The sequence below is a fragment of the Microbacterium sp. CCNWLW41 genome, from assembly GCF_037083505.1.
Window position 1 is genome coordinate 612,733 of the sequence record NZ_JBAOJP010000004.1, and the last position, 26,017, is coordinate 638,749.

At 70.7% G+C, this 26,017-nt stretch carries 19 protein-coding genes; 10 read left to right on the top strand and 9 right to left on the bottom strand.

The features are described 5' to 3' along the window. Positions 1 to 3: 3 nt before the first annotated feature. From V6R91_RS18130 to V6R91_RS18145, 4 genes are all read right to left on the bottom strand, one after another. Positions 4 to 777 (bottom strand): type 1 glutamine amidotransferase, encoded by a 774-nt coding sequence (locus V6R91_RS18130; RefSeq protein ID WP_336396316.1) that lies wholly within the window; start codon positions 775 to 777, stop codon positions 4 to 6. Further along, positions 774 to 2,105, bottom strand: a complete 1,332-nt coding sequence (locus V6R91_RS18135; RefSeq protein ID WP_271062675.1) for a MurT ligase domain-containing protein — start codon at positions 2,103 to 2,105, stop codon at positions 774 to 776. Before V6R91_RS18135 ends, V6R91_RS18130 begins: the two co-directional genes overlap by 4 nt. Beyond that, on the bottom strand, positions 2,089 to 3,399 hold the full coding sequence (locus tag V6R91_RS18140; protein WP_336396317.1) for an RNA polymerase sigma factor: 1,311 nt from the start codon (positions 3,397 to 3,399) through the stop codon (positions 2,089 to 2,091). Before V6R91_RS18140 ends, V6R91_RS18135 begins: the two co-directional genes overlap by 17 nt. A gap of 212 nt (positions 3,400 to 3,611) precedes the next feature. After that, positions 3,612 to 4,538 carry a proteasome assembly chaperone family protein gene (locus tag V6R91_RS18145; protein WP_067247693.1) on the bottom strand — a complete coding sequence of 309 codons (927 nt, stop codon included), beginning with the start codon at positions 4,536 to 4,538 and terminating at the stop codon, positions 3,612 to 3,614. A gap of 111 nt (positions 4,539 to 4,649) precedes the next feature. Between V6R91_RS18145 and V6R91_RS18150 the strand changes: the two genes are divergently transcribed. From V6R91_RS18150 to sucB, 3 genes are all read left to right on the top strand, one after another. Further along, positions 4,650 to 6,128, top strand: a complete 1,479-nt coding sequence (locus tag V6R91_RS18150) for a leucyl aminopeptidase (protein WP_336396318.1) — start codon at positions 4,650 to 4,652, stop codon at positions 6,126 to 6,128. After that, entirely contained in the window at positions 6,125 to 7,498 is a 1,374-nt protein-coding gene (lpdA, locus tag V6R91_RS18155) for a dihydrolipoyl dehydrogenase (RefSeq protein ID WP_336396319.1), read from the top strand. Before V6R91_RS18150 ends, lpdA begins: the two co-directional genes overlap by 4 nt. Before the next feature lie 97 nt (positions 7,499 to 7,595). Then, positions 7,596 to 9,377: a 2-oxoglutarate dehydrogenase, E2 component, dihydrolipoamide succinyltransferase gene (gene sucB / locus V6R91_RS18160; RefSeq protein ID WP_336396320.1), complete on the top strand. Its 1,782-nt coding sequence runs from the start codon at positions 7,596 to 7,598 to the stop codon at positions 9,375 to 9,377. Here the strand turns inward: sucB and V6R91_RS18165 are convergent. Continuing rightward, on the bottom strand, positions 9,362 to 10,873 hold the full coding sequence (locus V6R91_RS18165) for a hypothetical protein (protein ID WP_336396321.1): 1,512 nt from the start codon (positions 10,871 to 10,873) through the stop codon (positions 9,362 to 9,364). The two genes, sucB and V6R91_RS18165, sit on opposite strands and share 16 nt — an antisense overlap. Positions 10,874 to 11,030: 157 nt before the next feature. On the opposite strand from V6R91_RS18165, the gene V6R91_RS18170 reads away from it, so the two are divergent. After that, entirely contained in the window at positions 11,031 to 11,741 is a 711-nt protein-coding gene (locus tag V6R91_RS18170; RefSeq protein ID WP_067243202.1) for a DUF4191 family protein, read from the top strand. Between the two features lie 63 nt (positions 11,742 to 11,804). On the opposite strand, the gene V6R91_RS18175 is transcribed toward V6R91_RS18170, so the two are convergent. Continuing rightward, positions 11,805 to 12,998 (bottom strand): RimK family alpha-L-glutamate ligase, encoded by a 1,194-nt coding sequence (locus V6R91_RS18175; RefSeq protein ID WP_271061421.1) that lies wholly within the window; start codon positions 12,996 to 12,998, stop codon positions 11,805 to 11,807. Positions 12,999 to 13,015: 17 nt separating this feature from the next. On the opposite strand from V6R91_RS18175, the gene V6R91_RS18180 reads away from it, so the two are divergent. Then, positions 13,016 to 13,510 carry an ATP-dependent zinc protease family protein gene (locus V6R91_RS18180; RefSeq protein ID WP_336396322.1) on the top strand — a complete coding sequence of 165 codons (495 nt, stop codon included), beginning with the start codon at positions 13,016 to 13,018 and terminating at the stop codon, positions 13,508 to 13,510. A gap of 55 nt (positions 13,511 to 13,565) precedes the next feature. Here V6R91_RS18180 and V6R91_RS18185 read toward each other — a convergent pair whose 3' ends face one another. Further along, the gene (locus V6R91_RS18185) at positions 13,566 to 13,994 is read right to left on the bottom strand and encodes an RDD family protein (protein WP_271061423.1); all 429 of its coding nucleotides are present in this window, start codon (positions 13,992 to 13,994) and stop codon (positions 13,566 to 13,568) included. A gap of 122 nt (positions 13,995 to 14,116) precedes the next feature. Here V6R91_RS18185 and glnA point away from each other — a divergent pair, with 122 nt between their 5' ends. Further along, entirely contained in the window at positions 14,117 to 15,541 is a 1,425-nt protein-coding gene (gene glnA, locus V6R91_RS18190) for a type I glutamate--ammonia ligase (RefSeq protein ID WP_067243198.1), read from the top strand. Positions 15,542 to 16,054: 513 nt separating this feature from the next. Here glnA and V6R91_RS18195 read toward each other — a convergent pair. Then, positions 16,055 to 16,735, bottom strand: a complete 681-nt coding sequence (locus V6R91_RS18195; RefSeq protein WP_336396323.1) for a FadR/GntR family transcriptional regulator — start codon at positions 16,733 to 16,735, stop codon at positions 16,055 to 16,057. Between the two features lie 56 nt (positions 16,736 to 16,791). On the opposite strand from V6R91_RS18195, the gene V6R91_RS18200 reads away from it, so the two are divergent. From V6R91_RS18200 to V6R91_RS18215, 4 genes are all read left to right on the top strand, one after another. Next, positions 16,792 to 18,003 (top strand): MFS transporter, encoded by a 1,212-nt coding sequence (locus tag V6R91_RS18200; protein WP_336396324.1) that lies wholly within the window; start codon positions 16,792 to 16,794, stop codon positions 18,001 to 18,003. A 316-nt stretch (positions 18,004 to 18,319) separates the two neighbouring features. Continuing rightward, positions 18,320 to 20,641 carry a DUF2510 domain-containing protein gene (locus V6R91_RS18205; protein ID WP_336396325.1) on the top strand — a complete coding sequence of 774 codons (2,322 nt, stop codon included), beginning with the start codon at positions 18,320 to 18,322 and terminating at the stop codon, positions 20,639 to 20,641. A 227-nt stretch (positions 20,642 to 20,868) separates the two neighbouring features. Continuing rightward, positions 20,869 to 21,858, top strand: coding sequence for a PLP-dependent cysteine synthase family protein (locus tag V6R91_RS18210; protein ID WP_336396326.1), 990 nt, complete (start codon positions 20,869 to 20,871; stop codon positions 21,856 to 21,858). Further along, positions 21,855 to 23,003 carry a cystathionine gamma-synthase gene (locus V6R91_RS18215; RefSeq protein ID WP_336396327.1) on the top strand — a complete coding sequence of 383 codons (1,149 nt, stop codon included), beginning with the start codon at positions 21,855 to 21,857 and terminating at the stop codon, positions 23,001 to 23,003. The genes V6R91_RS18210 and V6R91_RS18215 overlap by 4 nt, the downstream gene beginning before the upstream one ends. A gap of 13 nt (positions 23,004 to 23,016) precedes the next feature. On the opposite strand, the gene V6R91_RS18220 is transcribed toward V6R91_RS18215, so the two are convergent. Beyond that, on the bottom strand, positions 23,017 to 26,013 hold the full coding sequence (locus tag V6R91_RS18220; protein ID WP_336396328.1) for a bifunctional [glutamine synthetase] adenylyltransferase/[glutamine synthetase]-adenylyl-L-tyrosine phosphorylase: 2,997 nt from the start codon (positions 26,011 to 26,013) through the stop codon (positions 23,017 to 23,019). Positions 26,014 to 26,017 lie beyond the last annotated feature (4 nt).

The following is a 26,017-nucleotide window of genomic DNA, read 5'->3' on the forward strand; positions in this document are numbered from 1 at the left end:
CGGTCACACCTGCATGTACGTGAAGACCTCGCCGTCGACGTTCTTCTCGATCGCGGCCCTGGCGCCCGCCGCGAGCTCATCCAGGGCGGCCTGCGCGTCGCCTGCCGCGTAGTGGAGGCCTCGCCGAGCCGCGACCATCGAGAGGATGGCGTCGGCGAACCGAGGGTTCAGCGGGAGGACCGGCCCCTGGACGTTCGTCGCGAACGCGCTGCCTGCGCGCACCGCCTCCCCCGTCCCGCCCGCGTGCGGGAACGATCCCTTGCCCGCGCGCACCGTGCCGTAGGGCTGGGCCGCGTCATCGAGGCGCCAGGTCGACGCGTGGTCCTCGAACCCGATCAGGGGACCGTCGGCGGTCTCGGCGATGATGTAGCCGACGCGGCGCTCCCGCGTCCGCTCCACCCGGAACGGCAACAGGCCGAGGCCGTCGAGCACCTCGCCGTCCAGAAGGGTGACCCCTGCCGACAGCAGCTCCGCGCCGCCGCCGACGGCGAGGACGGGGACGTCGTCCTGCAGCGCACGGGCGAGCTCGTCGCGGCGCGCGCGCAGATCGTCGGCGACGATGCGCATCGCCGACAGCGGACCGTTGCCGATCACGATCGCGTCCGGGCTCTCGGGGGTCGGATCCCCGATCCCGGCGTGAAAGACCTCGACATCATGGCCCGCGCGCTGCAGGCGGGTCTCGAGAGCACGCACGTTGCCGCGGTCCCCGGTCACGCCGAGCTCGCGGGGGTAGAGCTGCACGATGCGGATCGTCTCCGCAGCCGGGGTCTCGCTCATCGTCGTGCCACCTCCTGGTCGCCGTGACCGAGGATCCGGCGCCCGATCATCATGAGCTCGTAGTTCACGAACCAGGTCTGACGTCCCGACGCCGTGTCGGGAAGAGACCGCATGTGCGCCACGGCCTTCTCCATGTCCGGCTCGACGAGCCCCATCGGGATTCCCGCGTGCTCGAGCCGCAGAGCCAGCTGATAGGCCTTCTCTCCGGTGACGACGTCGACGTGGTCCAGGACGTCGAGGTCCACGTCGTAGAGCCACGAGACATCGGGCGTGCCCTCGTCGATCGCGAGCAGCAGGCGCTCCGGCGCGCCGTCCAGTGCATCCAGGTTCATCTGCAGGCTCGGCGCGTTCTTGAACATCACGAACTCGACCTGCTCGCCGTCGGCGGCGCCGCGCAGCGGGATCACCTCGCCGCGGCCGTACGCCGGAGCCATCCGCGCGAAGCCGTCGGCGGCCGCGGCCGCCGCGAACGACGAGCCCAGGACCCGCGCGGCCACCGTGAGGGCGGCTGCGGCGTCCGCCGCGTAGTGGAGGCCCTTGGCGGGAAGGGTGATGTCCACGGTGGAGCCGTCGACCGACACCGTCACCGCGCGTCCGTCCACCGCCGTCACCTCGGCGAAGGCTCGGTGCCCGAGGGCACCGGCCTCGCCGCTGCGGGTGTCGTCCGCGTTCGCAAGCCCGTGTGCGGACGCGGCGATGATCTCCGGCGCCACGCCGAAGAAGGACACCTCGCCGCGCATCGCGTCGACGTCGATCTTGCTGAGGTACGGGTCGTCCCGGTTCACCACGACGTGGGAGGAGGCGCGCGTCGACGCCTCGAGCATCATGTCCGCCACGCGCTCGGTCTCGTAGAACCGGTAGAGCTGGTCGACCTGCACGTTCAGCGACAGGATCACGGACGGCGAGAGCAGATCGGCGAGATCCGCCGCGTACCCCTCATCCACCTCGAGCACGGCGACGTCCGCGCGCACACGACCGGTGAGGGTGGCGTCCGCGAGCAGCGCGCTCGTCACGCCCTGCGGGAGGTTGGCTCCCGTCGGGTTCGTGAACACCGTGAGCCCGTGTGCGCGCAGGACCTCGCTGATCATGTGCGTCGTGGTGGTCTTGCCGTTGGAGCCCAGGACGAAGACTACGCCGTGCGGGAACTGCCCCGCGAGCGTCGGCAGCAACGAGGGCGCCAGACGGTTCGTCAGGTAGCCCGGGAACGCCGAGCCGCCCCCGCGCAGGCGCGTGGCGAACCGGGCGAGCTTTCCTGCCGCGACGGGAAAGACGTAGCGGAGCCCGGGGGTGCGTGCGTGCGGCGGTCGCGCCTCACTCAAGGTAGTCACGCAGCGACTGCGACCGGCTGGGGTGCCGGAGCTTGGCCATCGTCTTCGACTCGATCTGACGGATGCGCTCTCGCGTCACCCCGAACGTGTCCCCGATCTGGTCCAGCGTCTTCGGCTGCCCGTCACCGAGCCCGAATCGCATGCGGATGACACCCGCCTCGCGCTCCGACAGCGAGTCGAGCAGCTGCTCGAGCTGCCGCTGCAGCATGGTGAAGCCCACCGCATCGGCCGGGACCACCGCTTCGGTGTCCTCGATAAGGTCACCGAACTCGCTGTCCCCGTCCTCGCCGAGCGGCGTGTGCAGGGAGATGGGCTCGCGCCCGTACTTCTGCACCTCGATGACCTTCTCCGGAGTCATGTCGAGCTCCTTGGAGAGCTCTTCCGGAGTGGGTTCGCGACCGAGGTCCTGCAGCATCTGGCGCTGTACGCGGGCGAGCTTGTTGATGACCTCGACCATGTGCACCGGGATGCGGATGGTGCGGGCCTGGTCCGCCATCGCGCGCGTGATCGCCTGGCGGATCCACCACGTGGCGTAGGTCGAGAACTTGAAGCCCTTGGTGTAGTCGAACTTCTCCACCGCGCGAATGAGGCCGAGGTTGCCCTCCTGGATCAGGTCCAGGAACTGCATGCCTCGTCCGGTGTAGCGCTTGGCGAGCGAGACCACCAGGCGCAGGTTCGCACCGAGGAGGTGGCTCTTCGCGCGCTGGCCGTCGCGGGCGACCCACTGCAGATCGAGACCCAGCTGGCTCGACTTCTCCGCCGCCGACATGGTCGACAGCTTCTCCTCGGCGAACAGGCCCGCCTCGATCCGCATCGCGAGCTCGACCTCTTCGGCCGCGTTCAGGAGCGCGACCTTGCCGATCTGCTTCAGGTAGTCCTTGACCGGGTCCGCCGTGGCGCCCGTGATCTGCGTCGAGTAGACCGGGACGTCGTCCTCGTCGCTCGAGGACAGCACGATGGCGCCGGTCGGCAGCGGCTCGCTGAACGCGGGCTTCTTGCCGTCCTCGTCGTCCCCGTCCGCCTCCGCGGCGTCGGACTCCGAGGAGCCGGCCTTGGCGTCGTCCTCGGGGATCTCGACGTCCTCGTCGACGGGCTCGTCGTCCTCGCCGGACTTCTTCTTCCGCCCACCGCTCTTCGCGGTCGGCTTGGCCGCGCCCGACGTCTTCTTCGCCGTCTTGGGCGCTCCGGCCTTCGTGGTCGCGGTCTCGTCGGCGACCGTCTCGTCGACGGTCTCGTCCGCTGCGGTCGCCGTGCTCTTCGTCGTCCGTGCGTTCTTCTTCGTGGCAGTCGTCACGTTTCGCCTTTCACGGGGGCTGCGCGGGCACCCCGGGCCATTTCGGACACTAGTAAGACCCTTGTCAAGTCCTCACATCGCGCACGATGAATGGTTGACAACGGGTCGGTCCTCCAGTATTGCACATCGTCAGAGGGATCGCGCCCGATTCGACGGATCTCCATGGAACTTCGCTGCGGCGGCCGAAACGGGGCGGGTGCGGGGGCCGGCGATCAGCTCAGACCGCCGCGGTCCTCGTCGGTCGGCCGGGAGGCGAGGAAGCGCTCCAGCTCGGCCGCCAGCTCGTCGGCGCTGGGCAGGGCGCCCTCGTCGAACCCTCCGCCCATCTCGACGGACAGGCCCGCCATGTACGCGTCGTGACGCTGCTCGAGCGTGCTGATCATCTGCCGCAGCTCATCGTTGCCCTGCACCTGCTCGTCGACTCGCGCGAGATACTCGGACTCCTTCTCATGGAGGCCGTCCGTGGTCAGGACGAGACCTGTCGCCGTCATCAGCCGGTCTGCCACCGCGAGGACGGCGCCGGGGTGCTCGGTGTCGGCGAGGTAGTGGGGAACCAGCAGCACGAACCCGGCGACGCGGGCGCCGCTCTGCGCGAAGCGGTATTCGAGGAGGTGGCCCACCGTCGCGGGGACCTGCGTGCGGGGACGCCACACGGAGTGCGCCGCGATCAGGTCGCTGCGCGTGCCGCTGACCGTGGTGCCGAACGGACGGGTGTGCGGCACCGGCATGGCGATGGAGTGCGCCCAGGTCACGCTGCTCGCCCCGTACTCGGCCGCCAGATCCTGGACCGCGTCGGAGAAGGCGTTCCACAGGAAGTCCGGCTCGTATCCGGAGAGCAGGAGGAACTGCTGCCCGAGAGCGTCGTGCGCCAGGGAGAGCTCCAGCCGGGACGGGCGGAACCCGGTCAGGTGATCCTGATCGAAGGTGATGATCGGCCGACGGGCCCGGTAGTCGAGGAGGAGGTCGTTGTCGAAGACCACCAGCGGCTGGGGAGACGTGGTCTCCTGGAGGTGGTCGATCAGACCGGACACCGCGGATCCCGCGTCGGTGAATCCGGTCAGCAGAACGATCAACGGCAGGCCGTCGGGCACGGCCGGGGCGCTGGCGACGCGTTCGGAGAGTTCACCGGAGAAGGGCATGCTCCCATGCTACGAGCCGTGCCGACGGGCGGGTCCGATGACCGCTGAGAGCGAACACGCAGAGCCGAGGCCGCACGCGGTCGCCTCGGCGCGCGAGCCTAGGATGGACGCATGACGTCTCCTGCGCTCGAGCTCTCACAAGGTGCTCCGGCGGATGCGAACGCGGAAGCGGTCGTGCTCGTCGTTCCCGGCATCCCCGACACCGCCGCCTCCCTCGCTCCGTTCGAGGCCGTGATCGCCCCTCTGGAGGCGGTCGGTCACAAGGCTCCGGTCAACTCCTTTCTGCGCGTCGCCGCGCCGGACATCACCGACCTGCCGCTCGCGGTGGTCAGCGCCGGACCGGACCCCGACGCGCAGCGCGTGCGCGAGGCGGTCGGCGCAGGGCTGCGCTCCCTGACCGGGTTCGACCGAGTCTCGGTGCTCCTGCCCGACGCGCTCCTGCCCTTCGCGGAGGCGGCGGCCGAGGGCGCGCTGCTCGGCGCCTATCGCTTCGACGACTACCGGTCCTCGGACGAGCCCCGCCGCGCCGGGACCGTGATCCTGCACGCGGACCTCTCCGACGCGGCCGTGGCGCGGGCCGGCATCGTGGCGGACGCCGTCGCGCTGACCAAGGACCTGATCACCACGCCGGCCCAGTGGATGGGCCCGTCCGATCTCGCCGACCGTGCGGTCCAGGCCGTCGACGGTCTCGGCATCACCGCCGAGGTCTGGGACGAGGACCGTCTCGCCGACGAGGGCTTCGGCGGCATCCTCGGAGTGGGCCAGGGCTCGGACCGCCCGCCCCGGCTCGTGCGGCTGGACTACTCCCCCGCCGACGCGGCCACCCACATCGCGCTGGTCGGCAAGGGCATCACCTTCGACACCGGCGGACTCTCGCTCAAGCCCGCCGCCAGCATGGTCGGGATGAAGTTCGACATGGCCGGCGCCGCCAGCGTCCTCGCGGTCGTCCGTGCGGTCGCCGCTCTCGCTCTCCCCGTGCGCGTCACCGCTTGGCTCTGCATCGCGGACAACATGCCGTCGGGACGCGCCACCCGCCCCGGGGACGTGCTCCGACTCGCCGGGGGCACCACCGTCGAGGTTCTGAACACCGACGCGGAGGGCCGCCTGGTCCTCGGCGACGGGCTCGTCGCCGCCAGCCGCGAGACCCCGGACGTCATCATCGACGTGGCCACGCTCACCGGCGCGATCATCGTCGCCCTCGGGATGCGCCACACCGGCGTCTTCGGCGACGACCCGACCGTCGAGGAAGTTCTCGCCGCCGCTTCCGCCACCGGAGAGCAAGCGTGGCCGATGCCGCTTCCCGACCACATGGAGGACGACCTGAAGTCGCCCATCGCCGACCTCGTGAACGCCAAGATCGGCGATCCGGCGGGCGGGTCGCTGTTTGCGGGCCTGTTCCTCCGACGATTTGTGGGACGTACCTCCGACGCCGACGACGCGCCGCGGATCCCCTGGGCGCACCTGGATATCGCCGGCTCGTCCGAGCACAAGGGCGGCCCCTACGGCTACACGGACAAGGGCGCGACGGGCGCAATGGTCCGCACGCTCATCGCCTTCGCCGAGAAGCGCGCGGGCGGAGCCGACGCATGACCGGCGGGAGCTTCGACGTCGTCGTGCTCGGCGGCGGCAGCGGCGGGTACGCCGCGGCGCTGCGCGCCGCCGAGCTCGGCAAGACGGTCGCGCTGATCGAGAAGGACAAGGTCGGGGGCACGTGCCTGCACCGCGGCTGCATCCCGACCAAGGCGCTGCTGCACGCCGCGGAGATCGCGGACAGCGTCCGCGACGCCTCCGCCTACGGCATCTCGGCGTCCTTCCAGGGCATCGACGCCGCCGGCGTCCGCGGGTACCGCGAGGGCATCGTCGCCAAGAAGCACAAGGGACTCGAAGGGCTCATCAAGGCGCGCGGGATCACCGTCGTCTCCGGCGAGGGGCGCCTGCTCCCGGACCGCACGGTGGGCGTCGGGGACGACGTCTACACCGGCACGGACGTCGTCCTCGCCACGGGCTCGTACAGCCGAACCCTCCCCGGGCTGGAGATCGGCGGCCGCATCATCACGAGCGAGCAGGCCCTCGCGCTCGACGAGGTGCCCGGTCGCGTGATCATCCTGGGCGGAGGCGTCATCGGCGTGGAGTTCGCGAGCGTCTGGCGCTCGTTCGGCGCCGAGGTGACCATCGTCGAAGCCCTTCCGCACCTCGCGCCCAACGAGGACATCGCCCTGAGCAAGGGGCTGGAGCGCGCGTATCGCCGCAGGGGGATCGCCTCCTCGCTCGGCGTGCGCTTCCAGAGCGCCGTCCAGGACGACTCCTCCGTCACGGTCACTCTCGAGGACGGGAAGACCTTCACCGGCGACTACCTCCTCGTCGCCGTCGGGCGCGGACCGGCCACCGACGGGCTCGGCTTCGCCGAGGCGGGGATCGAGCTCGACCGGGGCTTCGTGCTCACCGACGCAGAGCTGCGCACGGCCGTGCCGCACGTGTGGGCCGTGGGGGACATCGTCCCCGGGCTCCAGCTCGCGCATCGGGGGTTCGTGCAGGGGATCGCGGTCGCCGAGCGCATCGCCGGCCTCTCCCCCGCGCCCGTTCCCGAGAGCCAGATCCCCCGCGTCACCTATTCGCACCCCGAGCTCGCGTCGGTGGGTCTCACCGAGGCCGCGGCCGTGGACGCCCATGGTGCCGACCAGGTGGTCGCCTACGAGTACAACCTCGCCGGAAACGGCAAGAGCGAGATCATCGGCACCGGCGGATTGGTGAAGGTCGTCCGCCAGAAGGACGGCCCCGTCCTCGGAGTCCACCTGCTCGGAGACCGTGTGGGCGAGCTCATCACCGAGGGGCAGCTCGCTGTCGCGTGGGAGGCCCACCCCGAGGACATCGCCCCGCTGATCCACGCCCACCCGACGCAGAGCGAGGCGCTGGGCGAGGCCTTCCTCGCCCTCGCCGGAAAGCCGCTTCACGCGCTGTGAAAAAGAAATTACGCATTGTGGAAATCTTGACCGGCCGGAGCGACGCGACGGCCACTAAGCTGAACACCATCACGAACTTCCTGAAGGAGATCCCGTCATGAGCACATCCGTGGTCCTCCCCGCTCTCGGAGAGAGCGTCACCGAGGGTACGGTGACCCGCTGGCTCAAGCAGGTCGGCGACACCGTGCAGGCCGACGAGGGGCTGCTGGAGATCTCGACCGACAAGGTCGACACCGAGATCCCCTCGCCGGTGTCCGGCGTGCTCGAGGAGATCCTCGCCGCCGAGGACGAGACCGTCGAAGTCGGCGCCGTCCTCGCCCGTATCGGCGACGGTTCCGGGGCTTCCTCCTCGGACGACGCGCCCGCGGCCGCCCCCGCCGAGGCCGAGTCCGCAACGGAAGTGGCCGAGGCGGTGGCACCCGAGCAGGCCGCGCCTGAGCAGGCCGCGCCCGCACAGGAGGCTCCCGCCGCGGAGGCGCCTGCCGCCGCGGCCCCTGCCGGCGATGCGACGGACGTACGCCTCCCGGAGCTCGGCGAGAGCGTCACGGAGGGCACGGTCACGCGCTGGCTCAAGCAGGTCGGCGACACGGTCGAGGTCGATGAGGCCCTGCTGGAGATCTCCACCGACAAGGTAGACACCGAGATCCCCTCGCCGGTCGCCGGCGTGCTGCAGGAGATCCTCGCCGCCGAGGACGAGACCGTCGAGGTCGGCGCCGTCCTCGCCCGCGTCGGCAGCGGTGCACCCGCAGCCCCCGCCGCCGAGGCTGCCCCGGCTCCGCAGGCCGCTCCCGAGACGCCCGCCCCACAGGCGGCTCCGGTGGCCCCCGCCCCGCAGGCTGCTCCGGCACCGCAGGCGGCTCCGGCTGCTCCGGCACCGCAGGCCGCCCCCGCGGCTCCCGCCCCGCAGGCGGCTCCTGCCGCTCCGGCACCGCAGACCGCACCTGCCGCCCCCGCGGCAACTGCCGACGCCGACGGAGAGAAGCTCTACGTCACCCCGCTCGTGCGCCGTCTGGCCGCCCAGCAGGGTGTGGACCTCGCCACCGTCACCGGGACCGGTGTCGGCGGGCGCATCCGCAAGGAGGACGTGCTCAACGCCGCCCAGAGCGCCCCGGCCGCCGCCGCAGCACCCGCGGCAGCAGCACCGGCGCCGCGCGAGGTCTCGCCGCTGCGCGGCACGACGCAGAAGATGACCCGCCTGCGGAAGGTGGTCGTCGAGCGCGCCGTCGCGTCCATGCAGCAGACGGCGCAGTTGACGACCTTCGTCGAGGTCGACGTCACCGCGCTGGCCGCCTACCGCGACAGCGTGAAGGGCACCTTCCAGCAGAAGACGGGCGACAAGCTGTCGTTCCTGCCCTTCTTCACGCTCGCCGCTGCGGAGGCCCTGCAGTCGTTCCCGATCATCAACGCGACGGTCGACGGCGACAACATCGTCTACCCGGCCACCGAGAACATCTCGATCGCGGTCGACACCGAGCGCGGACTGCTCACGCCGGTCGTCCGTGACGCGGCGTCGAAGAACCTCGCCCAGCTCGCCCACGAGATCGCGGATCTCGCGGCCCGTACGCGCGACAACAAGCTGAAGCCCGACGAGCTGGCCGGCGGCACCTTCACGGTGACGAACACCGGCTCGCGCGGCGCGCTCTTCGACACCCCGCTGGTGTTCCTCCCGCAGTCCGCGATCCTCGGCACCGGCACCGTGTTCAAGCGCCCCGGCGTCGTGACGGTGGACGGCGTGGACGCGATCGCCGTGCGCTCCTACGTGTTCCTGGCGATCTCGTACGACCACCGGATCATCGACGGCGCCGACGCGGCGCGCTTCCTCGGCGCGGTCAAGGCTCGCCTCGAGGCGGCGGACTTCTCGGCTCAGCTCGGAGTCTGACCCTCCGGTCCAGCCTCTTCGGATGGCGGATCCCCGACGTCGTAGGCGTCGCGGATCCGCCATCCGTCGTCTGTGCGCACGAGGACGAGCATCTGCGAAGCGCCTCCCTCGCGATCGAGCCGGACGGCGGCGACATCGCCGTAGTCCTCGATGAGCACGGCGTCGCCGTCCACGGCGATCGCCCTGCCGGTTCCTGGGCTCCCCGTGTCCCGGAGCTCGGGGACCCAGGCCCCTGCGCAGGCGTCCGCCTGCTCCGTCGCCTCACAGGCCTCCGCTGCGCTCAGAAGCGCAGGGACCGCGCCGAGAGGCGAGGCCGTCTCCTCCGGCATCGGGCTCGGCGAGGCGACGACGAGACTCTTCTCGGCATCTGCGGCGGGCGATGCCCCCGGGACCGAAATCCCCGCGTTCCCGCTCGGCGTCGACGCCTCCGGGGGCGGCTCCGTCCCTCCGACAGAGGGCGCGCTCGGCCACAGCATCCCGGCCGCCGACACGGCCACGGCGACCACGGCGGCCGCGAGCACCGGTCGGCGCCATCGCCGTTCCGGGGCCGACGCGACCGCCGTCCGCGGCCGCCGCAGCCTCCCGAGCGCGCTCGACATCCGTGCACCGACCGCTCGCAGGACGTCGCCGGGGCGCATCGGCGACACACTGCTCCCCCTCCGCGCGGACCAGGTTCCCGCGCCGAGGTCGTCCGACGCTCGCCGCAGGAAGCGGAGCCGCGGACGACATGACCGGGTCGGGAGGGCGTGGTCCTCCGCGACAAGGGATCGCGCGCGGGCATCCTCTTCCACGACCCGCCGGAGGTCGCGCACCCGTGCCGGTGTCGGCGACTGCGGGACTGCGGCGCCGACACCGACGCCGCAGTCACCCGCGCCGCCGAGCGGCTTCGGCGCAGCAATCTCCAGCAGCTCCCGCTCCCACCCGCCGGCACGGTGCGGCAGGCGGCGCCGATCATCGCCGAGACCTTCGCCGATCCGCTGGAGGAGGCGGCCGAGCGCACGGTCACGCGCCTGCGAGGCGAGCGCATCGATGATGCCGCGCGTCGCCTCCTCGATGGAGGACCCCCGACCGATCACGAACATCGGGCGCCCGTCCGCTGTCAGCCACCATCCGCCCGACAGCGTGTCCTCGCCCGCTTCGACGAGCCCGCGCAGCACGCTCGCGACCAGCGTCGTCGTCTCGCCGGCGGCGAGCGGCGCTTCCCCCGCCCGTCGCATGCGCAGCGCCTGCTCCACCGTCTGCACGCACCACGGCAGGAGCACGTCATGACTGTCTGACCGGCGCACGAGATCGACCGGGCCGACGATGTGCTCGGCGCCGGCGTATCGCCACCCCGACCATCCCACGAGCCCCGCCGCGTCCGTGCAGACCCGGACCTCCTCCCGAGCGTCCGTGACCAGGCGCCCGGGAAAGGGACCCTCGCCGGGGTTCAGGGTGCGAACGGTGCGATGGGCCCGGTGCAGCGCCTCGGGCTCGCCGTCTCGGAGATGACTCATGTGCCCATCTGAGCCGACCCCGGGTCCCGTAGGTCCCCCGCCGGCACGATCGGTGCACAACCCGGCGTGGACGGTCCTTCGGGGAGGACGACGGTGACGTGTTCGCCCGTCGCGAGACGGGCAGGATCCGGCGGACGGAATCGGTAGGCTGGAAGGCATGGCAAATCGTCGTCCTCAGCCGGAGAAGCGTCCGGGCTTCTTCTCCCAGATCAAGTCGCTCTACCGCTTCACGCGGGAGGAGTACTCCTGGCTGCCGTGGCTGCTCATCGCCATCCTGATCGCCGGCGTGCTCGTCGGGCTGATCGTGGGCTATCTCATCCCGCCCTTCCAGATCTGGTCGTTGATCCTCTGGGCCATCACGGGTCTGATGGTCGGCGTGCTCGGTGCGATGTTCACCATGACACGGCTGTCGACGAGCGCGATGTACAAGAAGATCGACGGCATGCCGGGGGCGGCCGGACACGTGCTGAGCACGAGCCTCGGGCGCAACTGGCAGGCGTCCGACACCCCCGTCGGCGTCAACCCCAAGACGCAGGAGGCGGTGTACCGCGCGGTCGGACGCGGCGGCATCGTCGTGGTGGGCGAAGGCGCTCGCGGACGGCTCACGCGTCTGGTCAAGGAGGAGCGCACGAAGGCGCTGCGCGTCGCCCAGGGCGTCCCGGTGAACGTGTACTACCTGGGCCACGGCGAGGACGAGGTCCCGATCGACCAGCTCACCAAGACAATCAAGAAGCTCCCCAAGGCGATCGACAAGGCGACGATGGCGGCGGTGATCAAGCGGCTGGAATCGGTGTCGCAGTCGTTGTCCTCGCTTCCGATCCCGAAGGGCATCGACCCGCTCAAGGCGCGCGCCCCTCGTCCGCGCTGACCCGGACCCCCGAACCCAGAAGCCCCGGCCGCTCCGTGAGCGCCGGGGCTTCTGCGTCTCCGCCTATGAGACGGGCGGCAGGGGCTCCTTGGGGAGCTTGCGCACCTTGGCGCGCCGACGCCGACGCTCGGGGATCATCGAGCGCATCTCATCCAGCTTGCCGAAGCACAGCAGCCGGTCCTCGGCCTCCAGTACCTGGTGCTTTCGCGGGTTGGGGATGACCGAGACCCCGCGATGCAGGGTGAGCACGGTGATGTCGCGCTCCCACAGCCCGGACTCTCCGAGCGTCTTCCCGACGAGGTCGGCACCGCCGTGCACGAGCAGCTCGGCGACGCCGTACCCGGTCGAGACGGTCAGCCGCTGCCGGACGTCGATCTCGGGGAACGCGACCTGCCCGGCGATGTAGTCGATGATCGCACCCGCCACGTCGAGATTCGTGGCCGCCTCGATCCCCTGCAGACCCGGCGAGGAGTTGACCTCCATGACGAGCGGCCCGTGCTCGCCCTCCAGCATGTCCACGCCCGCCACGCGCAGGCCCATGATCTGCGCGGACCGGACGGCGGTCTGCTCGTAGACGGGGTCCAGCGTGACCGGCTCCACGGTCCCTCCCCGATGCACGTTGGAGCGGAACTCGTCCCCGTTGGCCACCCGGCGCATCGCCGCGACGACCCGGTCGCCCACCACCAGCGCACGGATGTCGCGCCCACGGCTCTCCGCGATGAACTTCTGGATCAGTACGTTCTGCTTGGTCGAGTGAAGCGTCTCGATGATCGCCTCGGCGACCTTGACCTGCGGGGCGAGGATGACGCCGATGCCCTGGGTCCCCTCCAGCAGCTTGATGACGACGGGCGCCCCGCCCACGCGCTCGATCGCCGGGCGGACGTCCGCGCGGTTGCGCACGAACGCGGTGGCGGGCATGGAGATGTTGTGGCGGGAGAGGATCTGGTTGGCCCGGAGCTTGTCCCGGGCACTGGAGATGCCGTTGGCGGTGTTCGGCGTGTACACGTCCATCTGCTCGAACTGACGGACCACCGCCGTGCCGAAGTAGGTGATGGAGTTCCCGATCCGCGGCAGGATCGCGTCGTAGTCGCTGAGCGGCCTTCCCCGGTAGTGCAGGTCCGGTTCGTCCGAGGTCAGATCGATCGCGAATCTCAGGGTGTTGAGCACCTTCACCTGATGTCCGCGCTGCAGGGCTGCGGCGCGGAGGCGCTGGGTGGAATAGGCCTGAGGGGCGCGCGAGAGCACGGCGAGCTTCACTGAGATTTCCTGCCAGGATGGACGTTGTGGATCGGTCATCTCATTCAACCACCCTCACGGGGTGGCGCGAGTGGGTGAGCCTGCCGGACGTCGGCGTCCCGTGGATCAAGGCGAAGATCGACACCGGCGCGCGCAGCTCCTCGCTGCACGCCCAGCACATCCGCGAGCTCGATCGCGACGGCGAGCCGTGGGTCCGCTTCGACGTCCGTCCCTGGCAGGGCGCTCACGAGCTGGTGCCGGTCGAGCTCCCCGTGTTCGATCGGCGGGACGTCCGCAGCTCGTCGGGCCACGCGCAGCGCCGCGTCGTCGTCCTCCTGGACCTGCTCCTCGTCGGGCGCCGCGTGACGGCCGAGGTCACGCTCAGCAACCGCACGGAGATGGGCTTCCGCATGCTCATCGGGCGCGAGGCGCTACGGCAAGGCTTCGTCATCGACCCCGCCCGTTCCTTCCTCGGCGGCAAGGCTCCGAAGGACTTCCGCCGCCGGAACCGAGGCGCCGCGCCCGTCGCCTGAGGACACTGCTCACGCATTCCCCAGAGGTTCGCAGGAGCATCCGCCGCCCGCGGCGTCACGCCCGGATCAGGACCGTGCCCACCGCCTTGTCGTGGAGTCCGCGCTGATCCGGATCCCAGACGACGGCGGGGATGATCAGCAGAAGAAGGAGCGTGCGGACGACCGGACGCCAGACGCCCGTCCATCCGCCCCCGAGCATCACGAGCCGGAGCCCCACCAGGCGGTGCCCGGGGCTCCCCCCGATCGTCGGGATGAAGAGGATCTGCATCACGGCGAAGACCGTGAGCGGCGCGAACTGCGACAGCCCCGCCTCCTGCGGGAGGTCGAACTGCCGGAAGCCGAAGAAGGCCATGGCGATGATGGTCGCCGCGGCGTAGTCGATCGCGAGTGCGGCGATCCGCCGCCCGATCCGGCCGACGCTCCCGGTGCCCGATGCGGGGAGACCGAGTCGTTCACCCGGGTAGGTCTGCACAGGATCGGCCATTCCTCCAGCCTAGGCGACGGCGTGTAACACGCCCGAAACATGGCAGACACCCTCGGGAAATTCCGCCGCCGTAGCCTGCTCACAGGCCGCTCGGCCCCACCCGTTCCCTCAGGAGTTGATGCATGTTCACCGATCCGGCAGACGTCCTTGCGTACATCCGCGAGAACGACGTCAAGTTCCTCGACATCCGTTTCACCGACCTGCCCGGCGTGCAGCAGCACTTCAACATCCCGGCTTCGACCGTCGACGAGGACTTCTTCGTCAACGGCCAGCTCTTCGACGGTTCTTCCATCCGCGGGTTCGCGAGCATCCACGAGTCGGATATGCAGCTGATCCCCGACGTCACCACCGCGTACATCGACCCGTTCCGCGAGGCGAGCACCCTCGTCATGGTGTTCGACATCTACAACCCGCGCACCGGCGAGATCTACAGCAAGGACCCGCGCCAGGTCGCCAAGAAGGCCGAGCAGTACCTGGCGTCGACCGGCATCGCCGACACCGCCTACTTCGCGCCCGAGGCGGAGTTCTACATCTTCGACGAGGTGCGGTACTCGGTCACGGCCGGGGAGAGCTTCTACAAGGTCGACTCCGAGGAGGCCGCCTGGAACTCCGGCCGTGAGGAGGAAGGCGGCAACCTCGGCAACAAGACGCCGTTCAAGGGCGGGTACTTCCCCGTCTCCCCCGTCGACAAGACCGCCGACCTGCGCGACGACATCACGCTGCGTCTCATCGACGCCGGATTCGCGCTCGAGCGTTCGCACCACGAGGTCGGCACGGCCGGGCAGCAGGAGATCAACTACCGCTTCGACACGATGGTGCATGCGGCCGACGACATCCTGAAGTTCAAGTACATCGTCAAGAACACCGCGCAGGAGTGGAACAAGACGGTGACCTTCATGCCGAAGCCGCTCTTCGGCGACAACGGCTCGGGCATGCACACGCACCAGTCGCTGTGGCTCGACGGGAAGCCGCTGTTCTTCGACGAGAACGGCTACGGCCAGCTCAGCGACACCGCGCGCTGGTACATCGGCGGCCTCCTCGCGCACGCGCACGCGGTCCTCGCATTCACCAACCCCACGCTGAACAGCTACCACCGTCTCGTGAAGCACTTCGAGGCCCCCGTGAACCTCGCGTACTCGGCGGGCAACCGCTCGGCGGCGATCCGCATCCCGCTGACGGGATCGAACCCCAAGGCCAAGCGCATCGAGTTCCGGGTGCCGGACGCCTCGGGCAACCCCTACCTCGCGTTCGCGGCGCAGCTCATGGCCGGCCTGGACGGAATCCGCAACCGCATCGAACCGCTCGAACCGATCGACAAGGACCTGTACGAGCTCCCGCCGGAGGAGGCCAAGAACATCCCGCAGGTGCCGAACTCGCTGCTGGACTCGCTCGAGGCCCTCCGCAACGACCACGACTTCCTCCTCGAGGGCGGCGTGTTCACGGAGGAGCTCATCCAGACCTGGATCGACTACAAGTACAACAACGAGATCCTGCCGATGGCCCAGCGCCCGCACCCGTACGAGTTCGAGCTCTACTTCGGAGTCTGACGTCTGCTGACGACACTGTGAGCGCTCGGCTCCCGCGAGAAATCAAGGGAGCCGAGCGCTTTGTCGTACCCGACGTGTCGACCTGTCCACCCACCGGCGTCCATCTATGTCCACCTTCTCCGACGTCTGCTGCGTCCCCCTGCACGTGCTGCGCAGGGGAACGCACTCGCACGCATCGAGGCCGCATGGCGCCGCACGCACGGGGAAGATCCCGCTGTACATTCGGCTCGGCCACCGGGTCGGCTACCCCGGAAGGGGCGCTGACGAAAGAGATCGAAACGCGCAGCTCGCCGTCCCCCTCAGCCGCGGCGGGCTCCGGATCGGTGAGTCCGTTGCCTTCCGGTCGGCAGGCGCATCATCGGCGCGCCGGACCGTGCCCCTCGACCGCGAGCCGCCGGCCTCCGTCGGCGACCGACGCGCCGAGTGCGGCTGTGCCGTCGTCCGCACGGACGTCTCGGCGTCGTCTCGGGACCTCCGGTGGCAGGACGAAGCCGGGCTTCGGCGCGGGGCGCCTCACGCCGGGGGCTCCGGAGCGTCGATCGCCCAGCTCTCGGTCGCGATGAGATTCGCCCGTGCGCTCTCGCGGGCCGCCTGCGCGTCGCGGCGCTGGATCGCGGCCAGCACGTCGTCGTGTCCGCGCGGCTCCCTACGGCGGAAGCCCTCCCGGTTCAGCGCGCGGTGCATTGACTCCTCGAGGTGCGGTAGGAGTGCCTGATACACCTCTCCGAGCACGGGGCTGTGCGCGGCGTCGGCGACGGCCGCATGGAACGCCGCATCGGCTCGTGCCCACTCACCGTCATCGGCCGCGTGCTTCGCCTCCAATGCGGCACGGATCCGAGCGATGTCGGCGTCGTCGGCGCGCAGCGCCGCGAGGCCGGCGAGCTCGGGCTCGATGACGGCACGCGCCTCGAGGACCTGTTCCAGCGGCGGCTGTGCGTGAGCCAACGCGGTGCCGATCTCGCTGCGTGACCGGACGTACGTGCCGTCGCCTCGGCGGATCTCGAGCAGGCCCGCGTACTGCAGCGACCGCAGCGCCTCGCGGAGCGTGCCGCGCGACACTCCGAGCTGCGACATCAGTTCCGGTTCGGCCGGGATCCGCATGCCCACGGCCCATCGGCCCGAAAGGATCTCCGCACGGATCATCGAGGCCGCCTCGTCGCCGAGGCTCGTGCGGCGGATTGCGGGGAGTGTCATCCGTCGATAATATCAACGGCGCAAACATTAAACGTCTAACGTCTGATTGGTGAGTCATGTCGTCCCGTCACGGGCCCATCGCCCCGTTCCTCCTCGTGCTCTGCCTGGGGCTCAATCTCCGCCTCGGCATCACCGGTGCCAGCCCGCTTCTCGGGGAGCTGCGCGCGACCGGGGCGCTGTCCGACCTGTCAGCGCCGCTCGTCGCGAGCATGCCCGTCTTCTTGTTCGCTTTTGCCGGTATCGGTGTGGTTCCGCTGCTGCAGCGGCGGGGAGTGCGCGCGACCGTCGGGATCGCGCTCACACTGCTCACCGGAGGTCTGGCCGTGCGAGCGATTCCGCACGGCACGGTCATTCTGATCGGGACTATCTGCGCCGCGGCCGGAATCGCCGCGATCAATATCGTGCTGCCCGCGATCATCCGTGACTGGTTCGCCGACCGCGGGCGTGGCCCGACCACGGGGTACACCAGCGCGATGGCGCTTGGTGCGGCGATCGCTGCGGCCGTGGCGCTGCCCCTGGCCGAGGGACTCGGCGCACCGACGGCGAGCCTCGCTTTCTGGGCGCTGCCGGCGCTCGCCACCGGCGTGCTCTGGGTGCTGCTGGCCCCGCGTCGCGTCGGCGATCCGGCCGTGACCGCCTCGGGAGGAGCTGCCGAGACGACGACGCGCGGCTGGCCCCGCGGCACTGTCCCGCTGCTGGCGTTCTTCGCCCTGCAGACGATGCTCAGCTACATCATCATCAGCTGGCTGCCGCAGATCGCGGCTGCGGGAGGCATCGACGAACGACGAGCCGGGCTGATGCTCGGCCTCGTGATGGCGGTGGGCGTGCCCGCCACCGCGCTCATCGTCCCCGCCGCCGGTCGCCACGCCTCGCGGGTCGTCGGCGTGATCGTCACCACCGCGTGCGCCGTGTCGGGTGCCGCCGGGCTCCTGCTCGCGCCGACCGCCGCGCCTGAGGCATGGGCCGTGCTGATCGGGATCGGGATGAGCGGGTTCCCGTTTGCCCTCGCGCTGCTGTCGTCGATCGGCGACGAGCCCGCGCAGGTCGCCCGGGTCTCCTCGCTTACCCAGGTGGTGGGATATCTGCTCGGCGGAGTCGGTCCGCTCGCCTCGGGCTGGGCGGCGGTCTCCGCGGGCAGCTGGCAGCCCGTGGTCACGTTCATGATCGCGGGCGCCGTGCTGCAGGGCGTGATCGGTATCAGGTTGTCGACCGCGCTGCGCCGGGGTGCCTCCCCGCTGCCGCCCGTCGCCGCCCGCGCCGATGTGTGACGTGCCGAGGGCAGATCACGCGGCCGCTCGGTCATCCACGGGCTCATCACCTTCTGCGTCGACCCGCGTGTCGGGCCTGCCGCGGACGAGGGCGCCGCGCTCGGAGGCTTCTGAGCATCACAGTCGGATACGAGCTGTACTTCGGGGTGTAGCCTCCGTACGGCCTGCTTCGAGAGCCTGACTTCCGTACGGTCGTGCGGAAGTCAGGCCCTCGTGGCGTCTCGGCACATCCGCCGGGATCGGCCTCGCCCGTTTGCTAGATTGAAACCCGTCGCGGCGGGGGCGGACCCCGCTGATACGGAGGGGGCCGCCGACGATGACCACACCTGCAGCGGGCTGGTACTCGGATCCGGGCGGCTCCGGTGGCCTGCGGTGGTGGGACGGACAGCAGTGGACGGATCACCTGCACCCGGCCGCCCCGGCGACGCCCCCTGCGGATGCCGCAACGGCCGCGATGTCGCAGGCCGCAGCCTCGGTCACGCCCGAGCCTGCCGGCGCGGGGTCCGGGCCTTCGCCCGCCGCGCAGGATCCCGCCCGCACAGAAGACGCGCCGTCGGCGCCCCGTCGGAGGCGGAAGAAGGTCGGACTCATCGTCGGGATCGCCTCCGTCGCCGTCGTCGCGCTGGTGGTCGCGGTCGCGGTCGTGATGGTGCGTGGCCTCGGTGCGCCGAGCAGCGCGCTGCCGACGCAGTCGACGAAGGCCGAGGACCGCGCCGTCGCGGTGACCGCTCCCCTGACCGGGCTCAATGGCGACGAGCCGCTCACCTTCCCCGCCTCGTACGACTTCGACGCGGAGACGATGATGAGGGGCTCCGGGCCGACCGACGTCGGCTGGGCGTTCGAAGTGTTCCTCGACCCGACGCTCACCAAGCGCGCTGACCTCATCGTCGGCCAGAGCAGGCCGGGTGATGACCTGCGGATCTGGCCGAGCGAGAGCCGTGAGCTTCGACGCGTGGATGACGAGACGGTGTCGGTCGATGTGATGTCCGACGACGCCGACCACGGGACCTGGGGGCTCGAGCCGGAGTACTACCTCGTGCGACACGTCGACGAGCACGGCGAGCCGCTCGAGACCCCCGTGGTCACGAAGTTCTCCGCCGCGCCGAGCCCGATCGACGCACCTCGCGTGCGGGTCGACTCGGAGGACACCACCGGCGACCTTCAGCTCTCCTGGTCGCCGGTGCCCGGGGCGACGGAGTACATCGTCGTCGGCAGCCACGAGCAGACCTCGAGCGACGATGGCACCGGATTCCGTCAGTACGAGGTGCTCGGCACGACCGACGAGCTCACCTGGTCCAGCGCCGAGCTGAAGCAGCTCGGCCGTGCCAGCAGACAGAACTCCTATCTGGAGCTGTTCGACGGGCAGTCCGCCGACTCGATCCTCGGACTCGGGGATCTGTCCACCCTGTCCTTCGTCCACTCCGGCTATCGCTGGGGCGTGATCGCCTCGAACGGCACCGACCGTTCGAGCATCGGCGACGCGGATGCGAACTCCCTCATGGAGACACTGCCGTACGAGACGGCGACGTTCTCGATGGGTCAGAACATCTTCCGGCCGGAGGAACTGCCGACGCTGACGACCCGCTTCGCGTTCACGAGCCTGGACGGACAGATCCGTGAGACCCAAGCGGTCATCCCCGAAGGCGGAGTCGTGCCCGCCCAGCACGTGCCCGGTGCGATCGACGTCCACATCCAGGGCATGGGCACCAAGCTCGACTGGACGGCGACACTGGTGACCCCTGATCCGTCCTTCGACGCCGAGGCGTTCCGGGCGGACTACAACGCCCGAGCGGCCGCCGCGGCGCCCGCCACGGGCGGCGCCGCACCGATCGTGAAGACGCTGGAGCAGGTCAAGGAGGACGTCAAGCCGAAGACGGAGCCGGCGGTGATCGACTATCCGGTCTACGGATCCGATGAGTTCGTCCGCTTCCTCGCAGGCCACTTGATCAACGGGACCGCAGACATCGACGTGACCGAGTACGCCAACGCCCCGGGGGCGCAGACGGTCGCCGATGCGTTCTTCGAGGCGGAGAGGCAGAACCCGTACGTTCTCGGGGTGCGCACCTACTCGTACGACACCCGCTGGAAGGGCGACAAGAGCGTGGTGCACGTGGAGTACAGCATGAAGAGCGCCGAGCGCGAGCGTCTGCAGCAGCTCACCAAGAACTGGGTCGAGCAGACGGTCGCGGCGGTAGCGCCCGAGGGGATGTCTCCGCGGGACAAGGCCATCGCGCTGAACGACTTCCTCGCGGCGAACACGGAGTACGACCGTGCGGCGCTGGCGGCGAGCGACGATGAGCGCGACATCACCTACTCCTACGCCTGGCGGGTCGACGGCGTCATCGAACACGGCGCGGTCGTCTGCGGCGGATACTCCACCGCCTACAGCGCCCTCATGAACGCCGCGGGGGTGCCCACCGTCTACGTCAGCGGAACCGTGCTCTCGGGCGGGCGGCATGCCTGGAACAAGGTGCAGATCGACGGGGCCTGGTATGCCGTGGACACCACCTGGAACGACTCCGCCGATCCGAATCGCTACCTGCTGATCCCGGACTCGGGCTTCACCGGCGACGCGCAGCGCACCGAGGACGCGTACTGGATCCGCGACGACCTGCAGTCCGTCTACCGGACGCCCTGAGCTCGGACGCTGACCGTCGGACTTCCCCCTCCACGCGACTCGCGGCCGCCGGGGCGTTCTCTGTTACGGCGATTGTTTCGGCGGGGAGGACGACATCGCCGGCGTCGGGATAGCATCTCCCCGTGGCCCTGACCTGTCGTTGTCGTTCCTGAGCGCGTTCCGCGCCTCTTCGACGACCTCAGACCACTTCGCGCAACCCCTGCGCCCCGTCCGTTCAGGAACCCACCGTGCGCTACGCCGCCCACGTCGCCGACCTCGTCGGCGCCACTCCCCTCGTCCGACTGTCCGCCGTGACCGCGGGACTGTCCGCCACCGTCCTCGCCAAGGCGGAGTACTTCAATCCCGGCGGGTCCGCCAAGGACCGCATCGCGCGATCGATCGTGGACGCCGCGGAACGCGAGGGGCTGCTCCGCCCGGGCGGGACGATCGTGGAGGCCACGAGCGGCAACACGGGCGTGGGACTCGCGCTGATCGCCGTCCAACGCGGCTACCGGATGGTGTTCGTCGTCCCGGACAAGTTCGACGGCGCCAAGGTCGCGACGCTGCGCGCCTACGGGGCCGACGTCGTGGTGACGCCCGCCTCGGTGCCGCCGGACCATCCCGAGTCCTACTACTCCGTCGCCGCTCGACTGGCCCGGGAGATCCCCGGGGCGTTCCACCCCAACCAGTTCGCGAACCCGAACGGCCCGCAGGCGCACTACGAGACAACCGGACCGGAGATCTGGTCCGACACCGACGGCCGGATCACGCATTTCGTCGCCGGCATCGGAACCGGGGGGACCATCAGCGGAACCGGCCGATACCTGAAGGAGGTCGGCGCCGGGCGGGTGCAAGTGATCGGCGCCGATCCCCACGGCTCCATCTACGCCGACGGTGGCCCGATCCACCCCTACCTTGTCGAGGGGGTGGGCGAGGACTTCCTCCCGGACACCTTCGACGCCTCGGTCGTCGACCGGTACGAACGGGTCTCCGATGCTGAGGCGTTCGCGATGACACGCCGCCTCGCCCGGGAAGAGGGCCTGCTGGTCGGAGGTTCCAGCGGCATGGCCGTGGTCGCCGCGCTGCGGGCGGCCGAGGGCCTGACCAGCGACGACGTCGTCGTCGTGCTGCTCCCCGATCACGGACGCGGCTACCTGGACAGGGTGTTCGACGACGACTGGATGACCGGGCACGGATTCGCCGTGCATCCCGCGCACACCGAAGGAGACCGCGCATGACGATCGATTCCCGCCACACCGCCACGGCCGCCGTCCACGCGGGCCAGGCCGCCGATCCGCAGACCGGGGCCGTGATCCCGCCCCTGCACCTGTCGACCACATTCGTCCAGGACGGGATCGGCGGGCTCCGCCAGGGATACGAGTACGGGCGCAGCGGCAACCCCACCAGGGACGCCCTCCAGGCCCAGCTCGCCGCGCTGGAGGACGGCACGCACGCCTTCTCCTTCGCGTCGGGGCTGGCCGCGGAGGACACCCTGCTCCGGGCGGTGCTGAAGCCGGGCGACCACGTGCTGCTCGGCGACGACGTGTACGGCGGCACCTTCCGGCTTCTGTCGCGGGTCCTCGGCGCCTGGGGCGTGACCGTGCAGGTCGTCGACATGAGCTCGCTCGACGCCGTGCGCGACGCGGTCGCCGCCCGGCCCCCGCGCGTGCTCTGGGTGGAGACGCCTTCGAACCCGCTGCTGCGGATCTCGGACATCGCGGCCCTCGCGGAGATCGGCCACGCCGCCGGATCGGTGGTCGTGGTCGACAACACGTTCGCGACCCCGGCCCTCCAGCGTCCGCTGACCCTCGGCGCCGACGTGGTCGTCCACTCCACGACCAAGTACCTCGGAGGACACTCCGATGTCGTGGGCGGGGCCGTGGTGCTGCGGGATGACGAACTCGCCGCGGAGATCGGCTTCCTGCAGTATGCCGTGGGCGCCGTGTCCGGCCCGTTCGACGCCTGGCTGACGACGCGCGGGATCAAGACGCTGCTTGTGCGGATGCGTCAGCACGGCGAGAACGCCCGGACCGTGGCCGAGTTCCTGGACGCCCACCCCGGCATCGCACGCGTCTACTACCCGGGCCTGCCGTCCCATCCCGGACACGACCTGGCGGCGCGTCAGATGAGCGGCTTCGGCGGGATCGTCTCCGTGGCGCTGCGGTCCGGAGCGGCAGCCCGGCGCTTCGCGGAGTCCACCCGTGTGTTCCAGCTGGCCGAGTCGCTGGGCGGGGTGGAATCGCTCGTCAACTACCCCGACGCGATGACGCACGCCTCTGTGCGCGGCACCGACGCCGCGGTCCCCGTGGAGGTCGTCCGGCTGTCGGTCGGACTGGAGGACATCGACGACCTTCTGGAGGACCTCGAGCGCGCTTTGCGCTGAGGCAGGCGCTGGATCAGCCGTAGAAGAGCTGCTCGAAGACGCGCCGCGCCCGGCGGGTCACCGCGAGGTACTCCTCCTCCACCAGGCCCGCCGAGCGCTCGGGATAGCCGAGGATACGCCCCACGCCGTCGAGCTCCCGGACGTCGACGGGGAGGACGTCGCGGGTCTGACCGGTCAGGAGCGTCATCGCCGAGCGCAGACGGCTCGACAGCAGCCACGCCTCACGCAGCCGCTCCCCCGCCTCGTGCGGGACGAGGCCCGTGTCCACGGCGGCGTCCAGTGCCTGCATCGTGGACGTGGTGCGCAGGCCCGGCACCTCGTGCGCGTGCTGGAGCTGAACGATCTGCACGAGCCACTCGACATCGCTGAGCGTGCCCGGCCCGAGCTTGAGGTGACGACGCGGGTCCACCCCCTGCGGCAGGCGCTCGCCCTCGACCCGTGCTTTGATCCGCTTGATCTCGCGGAGCGACGCGAGATCGAGCTGCGCGGGGTAGCGGACCGTGTCCGCGAGCTCCTCGAAGCGGCGGATGAGTTTGGCGCTCCCCGCGATCCCGCGCGCCCGCAGCAGCGCCTGCGACTCCCACGAGAGCGACCAGCGCCGGTAGTACTGCGCGTACGCGTCGAACGACCGGGCCACAGGACCGTTTCGTCCTTCGGGGCGGAGGTCCGCGTCGAGGTCGAGAGGCACCCGTTGGTCCGCCAGGTGCTCGCGGAGTCCGGCGACGATCTTCACCGCGTACCGCTGCGCACGCTCGGGGTCGATCCCGTTCGCGTCGTAGACGTACAGCACGTCCGCGTCCGAGCCGAATCCCAGCTCCGCACCGCCGAAACGCCCCATGGCGATCACCGAGAAGTCGAGCGCATCGTCCTCCGGGGAGACGACCTCGCGCCGCACCGCGCGCAGCGCCGCCTGGATCGTCGCCTCCGTGATGGCGGTGAGGGCAGCCGCCACCTCGTCGATGCGAAGGACGTCCAGCACCGCGCCCATAGCCGTGCGCAGCAGTTCCCGGCGCCGAAGCGAGCGGACGGCCCGCAGCGCCGGCGTGATGGACTCATGCCGCGTCTGGATGGCCCGCGCCTCCTCATCCAGCGCCGCCGCGCTGCGCGGCCGCAGGAGCTCGGTGCTGTCAAGCCACGCGACCGACTCGGGGATCCACTCCATCAGCTCGCCGACGTATCGTGAGGACGACAGCAGGCGGGTGAGGCTCTCGGCGGCACCCGAGGAGTCGCGCAGCATGCGCAGGAACCAGGGTGTGTCCCCGAGCCGCTCGCTGATCCGCCGGAACGCGATCAGGCCGTAGTCGGGGTCGCTCCCGTCGGCGAACCAGCGCACCATGACCGGCATGAGGTGGCGCTGGATGGTCGCCTTGCGGCTGATCCCCGTCGTCAGGGCGCCGATGTGCCGCAGGGCCCCCGCGGGGTCCCGGAAGCCGATCGCCGCCAGCCGATCATGGGCCTGCTCCGTCGACAGCGACCGTCCCTCCGCCGGGAGTCCGGCCACGGCGCTCAGCAGCGGCCGGTAGAAGAGCCGGGTGTGCAGGTCGCGCACTTCCCGGCGTACGTCCTCCCAGCGCGCCCATACCCCTTCCGCGGTGTCCGCGATCCCGGTCGCGCGCGCGAGGACGCGGAGCCCCGCCGGCGTGCGCGGCATGAGATGCGTCCGCTGCAGGTCGCACAGCTGCAGCCGGTGCTCCAGGAGCCGCAGCGTGCGGTAGTCCTGGGCGAACGTGACCGCCTCCGCCCGGCCGATGTATCCGCCCGCGACGAGGGCGTCGAGAGATTCGAGGGTGCCGCGGGTGCGCAGCGACGGGTCCGTGAGCCCGTGCACGAGCTGCAGGAGCTGGACCGTGAACTCGATGTCGCGCAGGCCACCGGGGCCGAGCTTGATCTGGTACGGCACATCGTCCGCAGCGATGTGCTCGGTCACGCGCTCGCGCATGCGCTGCACGCTGCCGACGAAGTCCTCACGCGCGGCACTCGACCAGATCTTGGGCTGCACGGCCGCGAGGTACTCCCGACCGAGCTGCGGGTCGCCGGCCGCAGGCCGCGCCTTCAGCAGCGCCTGGAACTCCCAGCTCTTCGCCCAGCGGTCGTAGTACGCGAGGTGGGAGCCGAGGGAGCGCACGAGGGCGCCCTGCTTGCCCTCCGGCCGCAGCGCCGCGTCCAGCTCCCAGAGCGGGGGCTCGGCCCCGATCCCGGAGACCGCGGCCGTCAACTCGCGGGCCAGGCGCGTCGCGACATCGATGGCCCGCGCCTCGGGGACGGCGTCCTCGTCCGCGGTGCCCGCGACGAAGATGACATCCACGTCGCTGATGTAGTTCAGCTCCTGCGCGCCGGTCTTCCCCATCCCGATCACGGCGAGCCTCGTCGCCGCGACCTCCTCGGACGACACGCGCACCCGTGCCGACGCGGACTCGGCGACGACGGCGGCACGGGCGATCGCCAGACCGGCTTCCAGCGCCGCGTCTGCGGCGTCGGCCAACGCCCGCGCCACGACCGGTATGAACGCGACGGGATCCGTCGACGCGAGGTCGACGGAGGCGATCTCCGCGAGCGCGCGCCGGTAGGCCACCCTCAGCGCGATCCGCGCCGCGGCGTCGCCGCTTCGCGCGACCCCGTCCGCGGCGCCGACCGCGGCGAGGAACCGGGAGCGCAGCGCATCCGCCGTCGGCACGGCGACGGGCGGGGACGCGAGGACGTCGAGCTCGGCGGGACGACGCTCGAAGAACCGGGCGAGGCCCGTGGATGCGCCGAAGAGCCGCCAGACCCCGGGCCGCGCGTGCGGGTCCCGCAGCAGGCGCGCGACGCCCTCCGGATCGCGACGCGCCACCCGGAGGATCCCGGCGACGGCCTCGTCGGGATCGGCCGCGGAGAACTCGTCGAGGAGGGTGACCCGGTCCACACCGGTCGTCGCCGACAGATCGCTCAGCGCCGCTGCGGCCGCGGACAGATCGTCGAACCCCAGCCGGGCGAGCGCCGACAGCGAGACGGAGGCATCCGGGCGGGGCATGCGG

Excerpts from the sequence above, each read along its gene's own strand:
- glnA (WP_067243198.1), top strand. The coding sequence starts at position 14,117 with ATGTTCACCGATCCGGCAGACGTCCTTGCGTACATCCGCGAGAACGAC.
- V6R91_RS18185 (WP_271061423.1), bottom strand. The coding sequence starts at position 13,994 with ATGGCCGATCCTGTGCAGACCTACCCGGGTGAACGACTCGGTCTCCCC.
- V6R91_RS18145 (WP_067247693.1), bottom strand. The coding sequence starts at position 4,538 with ATGCCCTTCTCCGGTGAACTCTCCGAACGCGTCGCCAGCGCCCCGGCC.
- V6R91_RS18205 (WP_336396325.1), top strand. The coding sequence starts at position 18,320 with ATGACCACACCTGCAGCGGGCTGGTACTCGGATCCGGGCGGCTCCGGT.
- V6R91_RS18150 (WP_336396318.1), top strand. The coding sequence starts at position 4,650 with ATGACGTCTCCTGCGCTCGAGCTCTCACAAGGTGCTCCGGCGGATGCG.
- V6R91_RS18220 (WP_336396328.1), bottom strand. The coding sequence starts at position 26,013 with ATGCCCCGCCCGGATGCCTCCGTCTCGCTGTCGGCGCTCGCCCGGCTG.
- V6R91_RS18130 (WP_336396316.1), bottom strand. The coding sequence starts at position 777 with ATGAGCGAGACCCCGGCTGCGGAGACGATCCGCATCGTGCAGCTCTAC.
- V6R91_RS18170 (WP_067243202.1), top strand. The coding sequence starts at position 11,031 with ATGGCAAATCGTCGTCCTCAGCCGGAGAAGCGTCCGGGCTTCTTCTCC.
- sucB (WP_336396320.1), top strand. The coding sequence starts at position 7,596 with ATGAGCACATCCGTGGTCCTCCCCGCTCTCGGAGAGAGCGTCACCGAG.
- V6R91_RS18215 (WP_336396327.1), top strand. The coding sequence starts at position 21,855 with ATGACGATCGATTCCCGCCACACCGCCACGGCCGCCGTCCACGCGGGC.
- lpdA (WP_336396319.1), top strand. The coding sequence starts at position 6,125 with ATGACCGGCGGGAGCTTCGACGTCGTCGTGCTCGGCGGCGGCAGCGGC.
- V6R91_RS18200 (WP_336396324.1), top strand. The coding sequence starts at position 16,792 with ATGTCGTCCCGTCACGGGCCCATCGCCCCGTTCCTCCTCGTGCTCTGC.
- V6R91_RS18165 (WP_336396321.1), bottom strand. The coding sequence starts at position 10,873 with ATGAGTCATCTCCGAGACGGCGAGCCCGAGGCGCTGCACCGGGCCCAT.
- V6R91_RS18195 (WP_336396323.1), bottom strand. The coding sequence starts at position 16,735 with ATGACACTCCCCGCAATCCGCCGCACGAGCCTCGGCGACGAGGCGGCC.
- V6R91_RS18180 (WP_336396322.1), top strand. The coding sequence starts at position 13,016 with ATGGACGTTGTGGATCGGTCATCTCATTCAACCACCCTCACGGGGTGG.